This window comes from Streptomyces muensis, assembly GCF_021474425.1.
Taxonomy (GTDB): domain Bacteria; phylum Actinomycetota; class Actinomycetes; order Streptomycetales; family Streptomycetaceae; genus Streptomyces; species Streptomyces muensis.
The window spans coordinates 21592-35668 of record NZ_JAKEIP010000068.1; the positions used below are offsets into that span (position 1 = coordinate 21592).

Consider the following 14077-nt stretch of genomic DNA (forward strand, 5'->3'; position numbering starts at 1 on the left):
GTCAGCTCTCGTCGTCCTCGAGCCAGCCCATGGTCCGCTCGACGGCCTTGAGCCAGTTCTTGTACTCACGGTCGCGGGTCTCCGCGTCCATGCGGGGGGTCCACTCGGCGGCCCGGCGCCAGTTGGCGCGCAGGTCGTCGGTGTTGTTCCAGAAGCCGACGGCGAGACCGGCGGCGTAGGCGGCGCCGAGGCAGGTGGTCTCGGCGACCATCGGGCGCACCACGGGGGCGTCCAGGACGTCGGAGAGCGTCTGCATCAGCAGGTTGTTGGCGGTCATGCCACCGTCGACCTTGAGGGCCACCAGCTCGTCACCGGAGTCCTTGACCATGGCGTCGGCGATCTCCCGGGTCTGCCAGGCGGTGGCCTCCAGGACGGCACGCGCGAGGTGCGCCTTGGTGACGTACCGGGTCAGGCCGGCGATCACACCGCGGGCGTCGGAACGCCAGTGCGGGGCGAACAGGCCGGAGAAGGCCGGCACGAAGTAGGCGCCGCCGTTGTCCTCGACCGACAGCGCGAGCGTCTCGATCTCGGCCGCGGTGGAGATCAGACCCATCTGGTCGCGCATCCACTGCACCAGCGAACCGGTGACGGCGATCGAGCCCTCCAGGGCGTAGACCGTCGGCTGGTCGCCGATCTTGTAGCCGACCGTGGTCAGCAGACCCGCGTAGGAGTTGATGATCTTTTCACCGGTGTTCATCACCATGAAGGTGCCGGTGCCGTACGTCGACTTGACCTCGCCCTCGGAGAAACAGGTCTGGCCGAACAGGGCCGCCTGCTGGTCGCCGAGCGCGGAGGCGACCGGGATGCCGCCGAGCAGGTCGCCCAGCTTGCCGCCGGTGACCTCGCCGTAGACCTCGGCGGAGGAGCGGATCTCGGGCAGGATCTGCAGCGGCACACCGATCGACTCGGCGATCTTGTCGTCCCACGCCATGGTGTGCAGGTTCATCAGCATGGTGCGCGAGGCGTTGGTGACGTCGGTGACGTGCTTGCCGCCGTTGACACCGCCGGTCAGGTTCCAGATGACCCAGGTGTCCATGGTGCCGAAGAGGATGTCGCCGGCCTCGGCGCGCTCCTTGAGGCCCTCGACGTTGTCCAGCAGCCAGCGGGCCTTGGGACCGGCGAAGTAGGAGGCGAGGGGCAGACCGGTCTCACGGCGGAAGCGGTCCTGCCCGACATTGCGGCCGAGCTCCTTGCAGAGCGCGTCGGTGCGGGTGTCCTGCCAGACGATGGCGTTGTGGACGGGCTCACCGGTGTTCTTGTCCCACAGCACGGTGGTCTCGCGCTGGTTGGTGATGCCGATGGCCTTGATGTCGTCGCGGGTGATGCCGGCCTTGGCGATGGCTCCGGCGACGACCTCCTGGACGTTGGTCCAGATCTCGGTGGCGTTGTGCTCGACCCAGCCCGGCTTCGGGAAGATCTGCTCGTGCTCCTTCTGGTCGACGGAGACGATCCGGCCGTCGCGGTCGAAGACGATGCAGCGGGACGAGGTGGTGCCCTGGTCGATGGCGGCGATGAAGGGGCCGGCGGTGTGGGCGTCGGTCACTGTTAGCTCCTGGAAGTTCCGTGGTTATGGGGCTTTACGTACGGCGCGCGCTGAGAGTTTCGTTGCGTATCACCCGGATGGGTGAAGCTCGCTGCTCCTAGGCGAACGCGACGTTGTAGATGCCTGCCGCGATGGCGCCGCCGATCAGCGGACCGACAACCGGGATCCAGGCGTAGCCCCAGTCGGAACCGCCCTTGTTGGGCAGCGGCAGAAGGGCGTGGACGATACGCGGACCGAGGTCACGGGCCGGGTTGATCGCGTAACCGGTCGGGCCGCCGAGCGACAGACCGATGGAGACGACCACGAGTGCGGTGATCAGGGCGCCCAGGGTGCCGAGGCCGTTGCCGGCGTCGTTCAGGCCCTGCGTGAGGACGGCGAGGACCAGCACGACGGTGCCGATGATCTCCGTGGCGAGGTTCTGCACCGCGTTCCGGATCTCGGGACCGGTGGAGAAGATGCCCAGGACCGGGCCGGCGCCCTTCTCCTGGGCCTCGACGGCCTTGGCCGCCGTGGCCTGCGCACCCGGACCGCCGACGATCTCCTTGTCGGTGAGGTGGGCGTGGAACTGGCCGTAGTAGGCGACCCAGACCAGGGTGGCACCGATGATGGCGCCGAGGAACTGCCCGGCGAAATACGTCGGAACGTTGCTCCAGTCGTTGTCCTTGATCGCGAGAGCGACCGTCACGGCCGGGTTCAGATGGGCGCCGGACAGCGGCGCCGAGGTGTAGACCGCCGTGAGCACTGCGAAGCCCCACCCGAAGGTGATGGCGAGCCAGCCGGCGTTGCGGGCCTTGGAGGCCTTCAGCGTGACGGCGGCGCAGACGCCCCCGCCGAGCAGGATGAGTATGGCGGTACCGATGGTCTCGCCGATGAAGATGTCGGAGCTGGACACCCGCGACTCCTTTGTCCTTCGTCCAGGGGAAGCCGAACCCCGGGTCCCTCCGGTGGTTCGCGTTGCCCTCGGGGGTGAGAGCGATGCCGGCCCTTGGCGTTGCCACACTCTAGCGCGTATTGCCGGTAGGTGTTCGACAATGCCGACCGATGGACGGGAGTCTTGCCCCGGCGTCGCATGTGCGTCAAGGGCTCTGTCGTTGAATGCGCGATCGTTGTTGGTTGTGTTGATTTATCGACATGGGGACACTCGGGCCGAGGCGCGACGAAAGCCGGGACGTCCTACGACGTCCCGGCGGTCACTCCCGTCCCATACGGGCCCTACGGGTCCTCAGAACCGGCCGGCGCCCAGATCCCGCGACACCGCGCGGGCACAGTCCCGCACCGCCGCGATCAGCTCCGGACGCAGCTCGCCGTCCCGGCACAGCCGTTCCACGGCGCCGGTGATGCCGACGGCGCCCACCGGCATGCGGCGCCGGTCATGGATGGGCGCGGCCAGGGAGGCGACGCCCTCCCAGGTCTCCTCCACGTCCGCCGCGTAACCACGCGCACGTGTCATGTCGAGGAGATGCTCGAAGCCGTCGAGTTCGCACACGGTCCGGTCGGTGAAGGCCTTGCGGTCCGCCTCGATCGCCTCGCTGTGCGCGACCGGGTCGTACGCCGAGAGGACCTTGCCGAGCGCCGTGGAGTGCAGCGGCTGCATGGCGCCGATCTCCAGCACCTGCCGGCTGTCGTCCGGGCGGAAGACATGGTGGACGATCAGAACGCCCTGCTGGTGCAGCACACCCAGGTAGACGCTCTCCCCGCTGGAACGCGCCAGGTCGTCCGTCCACACCAGCGCGCGTGCCCGCAGCTCGTGCACGTCCAGATAGGTCGTGCCCAGGCGCAGCAGCTCCGCGCCCAGCTGGTAGCGCCCGGAGGCGTCGTCCTGCTCGACGAAGCCCTCCTGCTGGAGGGTGCGCAGGATCCCGTGGGCGGTGCCCTTGGCGAGGCCCAGTGAGGAGGCGATGTCCGACAGGCCGAGGCGTCGCTCGCCGCCTGCGAGAAGCCGCAGCATCGCGGCCGCCCGTTCGAGCGACTGGATGTTCCGTGCCATCGCCGTACTGCCTCCGTCCCCTTCGACCGTCGACATCGCGACGTCGCTGCCGCCGTTCGGCAATGTCGAACACTACCGGTCGATGCCGACCTCCCGCTAATGGTCCGTCGCCATCCGGCTGCTTCTCTTGTGTCACACGTATCCGGTGAGCGCCCCCACCGTCTGTGTCACTCGTATCCGGTGAGCACCCCTGCCGTCGTCCGCGTCCGCCCCGTGGACGGCCTGACCCTTTGGCCGCGGTCCCGGCTACGCTGGCGGGGTGCGCCCGGCGTGGAACGTCACGCAAGGGTGCAAAGCCGACAGCCGTCGCATTCCAGGGAGCCCTTTCATGGCCTCGTTGCCACCGACCCCTTCCGCCGACAGCCGGACCCGTGTGTCCGCCCTCCGCGAGGCGCTCGCCACCCGTGTGGTGGTCGCCGACGGAGCGATGGGCACCATGTTGCAGGCCCAGGAGCCCACCCTCGAGGACTTCGAGAACCTCGAGGGCTGCAACGAGATCCTCAACCTGACCCGGCCCGACATCGTCCGCTCCGTCCACGAGGCCTACTTCGAGGCGGGCGTGGACTGCGTCGAGACCAACACCTTCGGCGCCAACCACTCGGCCATGGCCGAGTACGACATCGCCGACCGCATCCACGAGATCTCCGAGGCGGGCGCCCGCATCGCCCGCGAGACCGCCGACGCCTACGGCGCCCGCGACGGCCGCCAGCGATGGGTACTCGGCTCCATCGGCCCCGGTACGAAACTGCCGACCCTCGGCCACATCGGCTACGGCACGCTGCGCGACGGCTTCCAGGCGAACGCCGAGGGCCTGCTCGCCGGCGGCGCGGACGCCCTGATCGTGGAGACCACCCAGGATCTCCTGCAGACGAAGTCGTCGATCCTGGGCGCCCGGCGCGCCATGGAGGCCACCGGAACCGAGGTCCCGCTCCTCGTCTCGATGGCCTTCGAGACGACCGGCACCATGCTGCTCGGCTCCGAGATCGGCGCCGCGCTGACCGCGCTGGAGCCCCTCGGCATCGACATGATCGGCCTGAACTGCTCGACCGGCCCCGCCGAGATGAGCGAGCACCTGCGCTACCTGGCCCGGCACTCCCGCACCCCCCTGCTGTGCATGCCGAACGCCGGTCTGCCGATCCTCACCAAGGACGGCGCCCACTTCCCGCTCGACCCCGAGGGCCTGGCCGACGCCCAGGAGACCTTCGTACGGGACTACGGCCTGAACCTCATCGGCGGCTGCTGCGGCACCACCCCCGAGCACCTGCGGCAGCTCGTGGAGCGGGTCCGCGAAGCCACGCCGGTCGAGCGCGCCCCGCAGCCCGAGCCCGGCGCCGCCTCCCTCTACCAGACGGTCCCGTTCCGCCAGGACACCTCCTACCTGGCCATCGGCGAGCGCACCAACGCCAACGGCTCCAAGAAGTTCCGCGAGGCCATGCTGGAGGGCCGCTGGGACGACTGTGTGGAGATGGCCCGCGACCAGATCCGCGAGGGCGCCCACATGCTCGACCTGTGCGTCGACTATGTCGGCCGCGACGGCGTCGCCGACATGGAGGAGCTCGCCGGCCGCTTCGCCACCGCCTCCACCCTGCCGATCGTCCTGGACTCCACCGAGGTCGACGTCATCCAGGCCGGCCTGGAGAAGCTCGGCGGCCGCGCGGTCATCAACTCCGTCAACTACGAGGACGGCGACGGTCCGGAGTCCCGCTTCGCGAAGGTCACCAAGCTCGCCCAGGAGCACGGCGCCGCGCTGATCGCGCTGACCATCGACGAGGAGGGCCAGGCCCGCACCCCCGAGAAGAAGGTCGAGATCGCCGAACGGCTGATCGAGGACCTGACGACGAACTGGGGCATCCTCGAGTCGGACATCCTCATCGACACCCTGACCTTCACCATCTGCACCGGTCAGGAGGAGTCCCGCAAGGACGGCATCGCCACCATCGAGGCGATCCGCGAGCTCAAGCGCCGCCACCCGGACGTCCAGACCACCCTCGGGCTGTCCAACATCTCCTTCGGCCTCAACCCGGCCGCCCGCATCCTGCTGAACTCCGTCTTCCTCGACGAGTGCGTCAAGGCGGGCCTGGACTCGGCGATCGTCCACGCGAGCAAGATCCTGCCGATCGCCCGCTTCAGCGAGGAAGAGGTCCAGACGGCCCTCGACCTCATCCACGACCGCCGCGCCGAGGGCTACGACCCGCTCCAGAAGCTGATGCAGCTCTTCGAGGGCGCCACCGCCAAGTCCCTCAAGGCCGGCAAGGCCGAGGAACTGGCTGCCCTGCCGCTGGAGGAGCGCCTCAAGCGCCGCATCATCGACGGCGAGCGCAACGGCCTGGAGGCCGACCTCGACGAGGCCCTCCAGGACACGCCCGCCCTCGACATCGTCAACAACACCCTGCTGGACGGCATGAAGGTCGTCGGCGAACTGTTCGGCTCCGGCCAGATGCAGCTGCCGTTCGTCCTGCAGTCCGCCGAGGTGATGAAGGCCGCCGTCGCCTACCTCGAACCGCACATGGAGAAGTCCGACGCCGACGGCAAGGGCACCATCGTGCTGGCCACCGTGCGCGGCGACGTCCACGACATCGGCAAGAACCTCGTCGACATCATCCTGTCCAACAACGGCTACAACGTGGTCAACCTGGGCATCAAGCAGCCCGTCTCCGCGATCCTGGAGGCCGCCGAGGAACACCGCGCCGACGTCATCGGCATGTCCGGCCTCCTGGTCAAGTCCACGGTGATCATGAAGGAGAACCTGGAGGAGCTCAACCAGCGCGGCCTCGCGGCGAACTACCCCGTCATCCTCGGCGGCGCCGCCCTCACCCGCGCCTACGTCGAGCAGGACCTGCACGAGATCTACGAGGGCGAAGTCCGCTACGCCCGCGACGCGTTCGAGGGCCTGCGCCTGATGGACGCCCTGATCGGCGTCAAGCGGGGCGTGCCCGGCGCGAAGCTGCCCGACCTCAAGCAGCGCCGCGTCCGCAGCGCCGCCGCCACGGCCGTACTGGACGAGCGTCCCGAGGACACGGGCGGCCGCTCCGACGTCGCCACCGACAACCCGCTGCCCACCCCGCCGTTCTGGGGCACCCGCGTCATCAAGGGCATCCAGCTCAAGGAGTACGCGTCCTGGCTCGACGAAGGCGCCCTCTTCAAGGGCCAGTGGGGCCTGAAGGAGGCCCGCACCGGTGAGGGGCCGTCGTACCAGGAACTCGTCGAGACCGAGGGCCGCCCACGGCTGCGCGGACTGCTCGACAAACTCCAGACGGAGAACCTCCTCGAAGCGGCCGTGGTCTACGGCTACTTCCCGTGCGTGTCCAAGGACGACGACCTGATCCTCCTCGACGAGCACGGCAACGAACGCACCCGCTTCACCTTCCCGCGCCAGCGCCGCGGCCGCCGGCTGTGCCTCGCGGACTTCTTCCGCCCGCAGGAGTCCGGCGAGACCGACGTCGTGGGCCTCCAGGTCGTCACCGTGGGCTCGCGCATCGGCGAGGAGACCGCCCGGCTCTTCGAGTCGAACTCCTACCGCGACTACCTCGAACTGCACGGCCTGTCCGTGCAGCTGGCCGAGGCGCTCGCCGAGTACTGGCACGCGCGCGTGCGCTCCGAGCTGGGCTTCGCCGGTGAGGACCCGTCCGACATCGAGGACATGTTCGCGCTGAAGTACCGCGGCGCCCGCTTCTCCCTCGGCTACGGCGCCTGCCCCAACCTGGAGGACCGGTCCAAGATCGCCGACCTGCTCCAGCCCGAGCGCATCGGCGTCCACCTGTCCGAGGAGTTCCAGCTGCACCCCGAGCAGTCCACGGACGCCATCGTCATCCACCACCCGGAGGCGAAGTACTTCAACGCACGCTGACACCGGCGCACGCCGGCACCGCCCCGCCACCGCTGCCGGTGTGTCACCCGTGTGCCCCGAGGCACACCCGTTGAACCAGGCGATCCAACGAGACCCGTCGTACACTGGACGGTCCACCGCAGGCCGGTTCCCTCCGTGGGAACCGGCCTGATCGTCCCTTCAAGGAGGTACGTGGATGACCAGCACGGTCCCCGCACCAGTAACCCGTACGGCCGACGGCTCGGCCCTGCAGGCCGTCCTCCTCGACATGGACGGAACCCTGGTGGACACCGAGGGCTTCTGGTGGGACGTCGAGGTCGAGGTCTTCGCCGGCCTCGGCCACACCCTCGACGACACCTGGCGCCATGTCGTGGTCGGCGGCCCGATGACCCGCAGCGCCGGGTTCCTGATCGAGGCCACCGGCGCCGACATCACCCTCGCCGAGCTCACCGTCCTGCTCAACCAGGGCTTCGAGGACCGTATCGACCGCGCCCTGCCGCTGATGCCGGGGGCCGCCCGGCTGCTGGCCGAGCTGGCCGAGTACGAGATCCCCACGGCCCTGGTCTCCGCCTCGCACCGGCGCATCATCGACCGGGTCCTCACCTCGCTCGGCCCGCAGTACTTCGCGCTGACCGTCGCCGGCGACGAGGTGACCCGCACCAAGCCGCACCCGGACCCGTACCTGCTCGCCGCGGCCGGACTCGGCGCCGACCCCACCCGATGCGCGGTCGTCGAGGACACCGCGACCGGCGTCGCCGCCGCCGAGGCCGCGGGCTGCCATGTGGTGGCCGTGCCGTCGGTCGCCCCGATCACCCCGGCCGCCCGGCGCACCGTGGTGACCTCCCTGGAACAGGTCGATCTGGCATTTCTGCGCGGCCTGATCGTGGCCCGATGACCACCTGACAACGGAAATAGGACCGGCGTTCACCCAGAGTGCAACGCCGTTAGCCCCGGGAATTCCGCAAGGGAATTCGAATCCCGTGCGATGGCTGAATTCCGGTGCACACCAAGACCGTTCAGTTTGTGACGTTCGCCACTCCCAAGAGGGTCGACAGGCGCCCAACTCCGTGCCAACACCCCTCCAACGGGCCCTTCAGGCGCACCCTTGTGTCCCGATTGATGGACGGGTGCACGAATCCTTCCACCATCAGGCTTCCGGTGCGTCCGCGACCGGTTTCACAGCGTGATGGGTGCTCAACTCCGGTGGCGGTGAACCCTCCTGCGAGCGCGGACTAACCTCGTCGCGAGAACATCGCCCTTACCCCCGTGATCCCGCCGCAACACCCCTGCATGCCGGGTACACGGAGTCGACAGCTGGAGAAACCCGAGCATGAACCGCAAGACTTTGGTGCTGCCGGCCGTCATCGGCCTGCTCGCGCCGGTTCTCGCCGCCTGCGGCGGAACCGACAGCGGTAGCGACGGCGGCGACGCGATCGTCGTCGGCACCACGGACGCGTTCACTGCCTCGAAGGACGCTCCCGCACCCCTCGACCCGGCGTACGCCTACGACGTCGGCACCTGGAACATCCTGCGCCAGACCGTGCAGACCCTCATGGTCCAGCCGCGCGGCGACGGCGACCCCGTCCCCGAGGCCGCCCAGAGCTGCGGCTTCACCGACAGCGGCAACGAACGCTACGCCTGCAAACTGCGCCCGGACCTCAAGTTCGCAGACGGCGACCCCGTCACCGCCGACGACGTCAAGTACTCCATCGACCGCGCCCGCTCCCTCAAGGCCGACAGCGGCGTCTTCGCCCTGCTGTCCACCATCGACACCGTCGAGACCCAGGGCGAACGCGACGTCATCTTCCACCTCAAGACAGCCGACGCCACCTTCCCGTTCAAGCTGTCCACCCCGGTCGCCGGCATCGTCGACCCGGACATCTACGCCAAGGACAAGCTGCGCGACGGCTTCGAGGTCGACGGCTCCGGCCCCTACACCCTCAAGGCCGAGGTCAAGAACGACGCACTGGTCTCCGCCGTGTTCACCAAGAACCCCGACTACAAGGGGAGCCTGACGGTGAACAACGACAAGGTCGAACTGCGCAACTTCGCCGACGCCGACGAGATGGGCACCGCCCTCGAGAACGGCGACATCGACCTGACGACCCGCACCATGTCGCCCGAGCAGATCCAGAAGCTGTCCGCCGACTCCGACGACAGCGTCGACCTCGTCGACCTCTCCGGCCTGGAAATCCGCTACCTGGCCTTCAACACCGACGCCCCGAGCGTCCGCAGCAAGGCCGTCCGCCAGGCGATGGCCCAGATCATCGACCGCGGCGAACTCGTCTCCAAGGTCTACGGCTCCCAGGCCGAACCGCTGTACTCGCTGGTCCCCGCCAGCGTCACCGGCCACTCCAACTCGTTCTTCAACAAGTACGGCGACCCGAGCGCCGCCAAGGCCAAGTCGCTGCTGGAGAAGGCCGGCATCACCACCCCGGTGAAGCTGACCCTGCACTACACCACCGACCACTACGGCTCGGCCACCAAGAAGGAGTTCGAGCTGCTGCAGAAGCAGCTCAACGACAGCGGCCTGTTCGACGTCGACATCGAGGGCGCCCCCTGGGCGACGTTCCGCCCCGCCGAACAGAAGGGCGAGTACGACGTCTACGGCATGGGCTGGTTCCCCGACTTCCCCGACGCCGACAACTTCCTCGCACCCTTCCTCGACAAGGACAACTTCCTCGGCTCGCCCTACGCCAACAGCGCGATCCGCAACAACCTCATCCCGGAGTCCCGCCGCGTCGCCGACCGGCTGTCCGCGTCCGGCAGCCTGACGGAGATCCAGGACATCGTGGCCAACGACGTACCCGTGCTGCCGCTGTGGCAGGGCAAGCAGTACGTCGCCGCCGGAGACGACGTCACGGGCACCGCCTACGCGCTCAACTCCTCCTCGACCCTTCAGCTGTGGGAGCTCGGCCGTGGCGTGAGCGGCTGACGTCTCCCCGCGCCCGGCGCCACGACCAAGGCGCCGGGCCGGCCCGGGATCCAGGACTTCGGCCCGGGTTCCACACAACCGACGACAAGGCACTCGTACGTGAACATGCGCAACCAGTGGCCGGTCCTGCCCGTCGTGGCAGGGCTGGCCTCCGGCCTGCTGACCGGCTGCGGAACGGAGACGGGCGATACCGGGGGGACCGGCACCTCGGTGGTCATGGGGATGTCCGACGACGTCCTGGCCACCGACCCAGCCTCCGGCTACGACCCCGGCTCCTGGCTGCTGTTCAACAACGTCTTCCAGTCGCTGCTCAGCTTCCCCAAGGGCGCCACCGAACCCCAGCCCGAGGCCGCCGAGCAGTGCACCTTCTCCGACACGCAGACCAAGGTCTACAAGTGCACCCTCAGAGACGGCCTCAAGTTCAGCAACGGTGACGCGCTCACCTCCGAGGACGTCAAGTTCTCCTTCGACCGCATGCTGAAGATCAACGACCCCGACGGGCCCGCGGTCATGTTCCCCACGCTCGACAAGGTGGAGACCCCGGACGACAAGACGGTCGTCTTCCGGCTCAACACCCCCGACGCCACCTTCCCGAGCAAGATAGCCTCCGGCGCCGGCTCCATCGTCGATGAGGAACAGTACGACGCGAACGGCCTGCGCGAGGACAACGAGGCAGTCGGCTCCGGCCCGTACAAGCTGGACTCCTTCGACGACGACGAAGCCGTCTTCTCCGTCAACGAGAACTACAAGGGCACCGCCGAGGTGCAGAACTCCGGCGTCACCCTGAAGTTCTTCCACGGCGACCAGGACGCCCTGAAGAAGGCACTGAGCGACAACCAGGTCGACATCGCCTACCGAGGCCTCACCGCGGGCGACATCGCCGACATCGAGAAGTCCGGCGGCGACAACGGCGTCGAGGTCGTCGAGGGCAGCAGCGCCGAAGTCCAGCACCTCGTCTTCAACATGGACGACCCGGTCGCCGGAAAGCTCGGCGTCCGCAAGGCCATCGCCTACCTGATCGACCGCGACGCCCTCATCAAGGACGTCTACGAAGGCACCGCCAGCCCGCTGTACTCGATCATCCCGGCCGGTATCGGCGGCCACAACACGGCCTTCTTCGACACCTACGGCGCCCGCCCCTCCAAGGCCAAGGCCGCCGCCGCGCTCCAGGACGACGGCATCACCGGCAAGGTCAAGCTGACCCTCTGGTCCACCCCGTCGCGCTACGGCCCGGCCACCGACCAGGAGTTGAAGGCCATCGCCCAGCAGCTCAACGACAGCGGCCTGTTCGACGCCGACGTGCAGTCCGTCGCCTTCGACCAGTACGAGAAGGACATCGCCGCCGGCAAGTACGGCGTCTACGTGAAGGGCTGGATCCCGGACTACCCGGACGCCGACAACTTCACCTCACCCTTCTTCGGCAAGGGCAACGTCCTGAGCAACAACTACAGCAACAAGGCCATCACCGGCTCGCTCATCCCGCGCACCTCCGCCGAGAGCGACCGCTCCGCCACCGACGACGAGTTCAACCAGCTCCAGGACATCGTCGCCAGGGAACTCCCTGTCCTGCCCGTCTGGCAGGCCAAGCAGTACGCCGTCGTCCGCGACAACGTCTACGGCCTGGAGTACTGCCTCGACGCCTCCACCGTCTTCCGCTTCTGGGAACTCAGCAAGGGCTGACGGACGGGCCGTACCCCGCCCGCACACGACAGAGGGCGCCCCTTCTCACAAGGGGCGCCCTCCGCCTGCGTCAAGGCAGACTCCTACTGCGCGCCGGGGCGCACCAGCCCGCTCTCGTACGCGTACACCGCGGCCTGCACCCGGTCACGCAACCCCAGCTTGGTCAGCACATGGCCCACATGCGTCTTCACCGTGGTCTCACTGACGAACAGATCCGCGGCGATCTCCGCGTTCGACAGCCCCCGCGCCACCAGCTTCAGCACCTCCACCTCACGCTCGGTGAGCGTGTGCAGCGTGTCCGGTACCGGCTCGTCGCCCGACGGCAGATGCGTGGCGTACTTGTCCAGCAGCCGGCGCGTGATGCTCGGCGCGAGCATCGCCTCCCCGGCCGCCACCACACGAATCGCCTGCACCAGCTCATTGGCCGGAGCGTCCTTCAGCAGAAACCCACTGGCCCCCGCCTTGAGCGCCTCCACCACATACTCGTCGAGATCGAAGGTCGTCAGCACCAGCACCTTCGCCGGGCCGTCCCGCCCGGGCCCGGTGATCTGCCGGGTCGCCTCGACCCCGTCCATCCGAGGCATACGGATGTCCATCAGAACCACGTCGGGTTGCAGGGCCCGCACCTGGTCGAGGGCCTGAAGGCCGTCGCCGGCCTCGCCCACGACCGCGATGTCCTGCTCCGCCTCCAGAATCATCCGGAAGCCGGTACGCAGCAGCGGCTGGTCGTCGACCAGTAGGACGCGGATGGCCACGTAAGTCTCCTTCGCTAGTCCGGCCCCATTCTGCCCTGCGTGCCGCCACCGGACTCGCCCGCCCTGACCGGCAACGGATAAGGCGGGGGAGTGCCGCCGAATTCCGGGCAGTGCGCCTGGTGATCGCACCAGCCGCACAGCTTCGTCGGCCGCGGCCGCCACACGCCGGTCTCCGTCGCCTCCCGGATCGCCTCCCACAGCGCCAGCAGCTTGCGCTCGACCCGCTCCAGATCGGCGAGAACCGGGTCGTAGGTCAACACGTCACCACTGCCGAGATAGACGAGCTGGAGCCGGCGCGGCACCACCCGCTTCAGCCGCCACACGACGAGCGCGTAGAACTTCATCTGGAACAGCGCGCCCTCGGAGTACTCGGGCCGGGGCGCCTTGCCCGTCTTGTAGTCGACGATCCGCACCTCACCCGTCGGCGCCACGTCCACCCGGTCGATGATGCCGCGCAACCGCAGCCCCGAATCCAGCTCGGCCTCCACGAACAGCTCGCGCTCGGCCGGCTCCAGCCGGGTCGGATCCTCCAGCCCGAACCACCGCTCGACAAGTCGCTCCGCCTCACCCAGCCACGCCGCCAGCCGCTCGCCCTCCGGATCGTCCGCGAACAGCTCCACGACCTCCGGCCGGCTCTCCCGCAGCCGGTCCCACTGCCCCGGAATCAGCGACTTCGCACGTGGCGCCGTCCGCTCGGCCGCCGGGGCGTCGAAGAGCCGCTCCAGCACCGCGTGCACCAACGTCCCCTTCGTCGCCGCCGCGCTCGGCTTCTCCGGCAGCCGGTCGATCACCCGGAACCGGTACAGCAGCGGGCACTGCATGAAGTCACTCGCACGCGAGGGAGACAGCGAGGACGGCGGTATGACACGGACACCGGCGGCCTCATCACGCACCGCACCCGACCCCGCACCCGGCTGCACCGCCCCCGTACCCGCCTCGACCGTCGTCACCGCCGCGCCGTCCGCCCCCGCCGGGTACTCGTCCGCAACCGGCCCGGTCACCGGCGCGACATCACCGCCGCGGTCCCCCGCGGCACCCTCCGTGCTCGTCTCCATGCCCACAGACCTTACGGCCCGCCACTGACAGTGACCCAGCCGCGGCCGTTACGGCCGCGACAGCCGGGGAAACAGAGAGGGGTGCCGGGGCGGAACACGCCGCGACGGCCGCATACCATCGACCCAGACCCATCCGCCCGACAGGCGCGGACGACGCTTCGAACGAGGGGACACCGTGGACGAGAGCGGCGGGAGCGGGCAGCCGCGGTCCGGCACCGACGAGTCGACCGAGCGCGAATCGACCGAGCGCCGAACAGACCGTACGGCCCCGGCCGCCGACCCCGCACGCCCCGACC

General features: G+C 68.9%; 9 protein-coding genes. 4 read left to right on the top strand and 5 right to left on the bottom strand.

Annotated elements, in window-relative coordinates; genetic code table 11:
• Position 1 precedes the first annotated feature (1 nt).
• The 3 genes from glpK to L0P92_RS18435 form a co-directional block, all read right to left on the bottom strand.
• A complete protein-coding gene (gene glpK, locus L0P92_RS18425; protein ID WP_234763838.1) occupies positions 2 to 1543 on the bottom strand; it encodes a glycerol kinase GlpK in 1542 nt (513 codons plus the stop codon).
• A 97-nt stretch (positions 1544 to 1640) separates the two neighbouring features.
• On the bottom strand, positions 1641 to 2435 hold the full coding sequence (locus L0P92_RS18430) for an MIP/aquaporin family protein (protein WP_234763839.1): 795 nt from the start codon (positions 2433 to 2435) through the stop codon (positions 1641 to 1643).
• 330 nt (positions 2436 to 2765) lie between these two features.
• Complete coding sequence (locus L0P92_RS18435) at positions 2766 to 3530, bottom strand: IclR family transcriptional regulator (RefSeq protein WP_062722797.1); 765 nt, start codon at positions 3528 to 3530, stop codon at positions 2766 to 2768.
• Between the two features lie 328 nt (positions 3531 to 3858).
• On the opposite strand from L0P92_RS18435, the gene metH reads away from it, so the two are divergent.
• The 4 genes from metH to L0P92_RS18455 all read left to right on the top strand — a co-directional run bounded on the left by metH (position 3859) and on the right by L0P92_RS18455 (position 11971).
• Positions 3859 to 7377, top strand: a complete 3519-nt coding sequence (metH, locus tag L0P92_RS18440) for a methionine synthase (protein ID WP_234763840.1) — start codon at positions 3859 to 3861, stop codon at positions 7375 to 7377.
• Positions 7378 to 7552: 175 nt separating this feature from the next.
• Positions 7553 to 8251, top strand: a complete 699-nt coding sequence (locus tag L0P92_RS18445) for an HAD family hydrolase (protein ID WP_234763841.1) — start codon at positions 7553 to 7555, stop codon at positions 8249 to 8251.
• Positions 8252 to 8686: 435 nt separating this feature from the next.
• Positions 8687 to 10291: an ABC transporter substrate-binding protein gene (locus L0P92_RS18450; protein WP_234763842.1), complete on the top strand. Its 1605-nt coding sequence runs from the start codon at positions 8687 to 8689 to the stop codon at positions 10289 to 10291.
• A 99-nt stretch (positions 10292 to 10390) separates the two neighbouring features.
• A complete protein-coding gene (locus L0P92_RS18455) occupies positions 10391 to 11971 on the top strand; it encodes an ABC transporter substrate-binding protein (protein ID WP_234763843.1) in 1581 nt (526 codons plus the stop codon).
• Between the two features lie 83 nt (positions 11972 to 12054).
• Here the strand turns inward: L0P92_RS18455 and L0P92_RS18460 are convergent, their stop codons facing one another.
• Together L0P92_RS18460 and L0P92_RS18465 are read right to left on the bottom strand one after the other, a co-directional pair.
• Positions 12055 to 12726, bottom strand: coding sequence for a response regulator (locus L0P92_RS18460; RefSeq protein WP_030946450.1), 672 nt, complete (start codon positions 12724 to 12726; stop codon positions 12055 to 12057).
• 14 nt (positions 12727 to 12740) lie between these two features.
• Positions 12741 to 13781 (bottom strand): RecB family exonuclease, encoded by a 1041-nt coding sequence (locus L0P92_RS18465; RefSeq protein ID WP_234763844.1) that lies wholly within the window; start codon positions 13779 to 13781, stop codon positions 12741 to 12743.
• Positions 13782 to 14077: the final 296 nt, after the last annotated feature.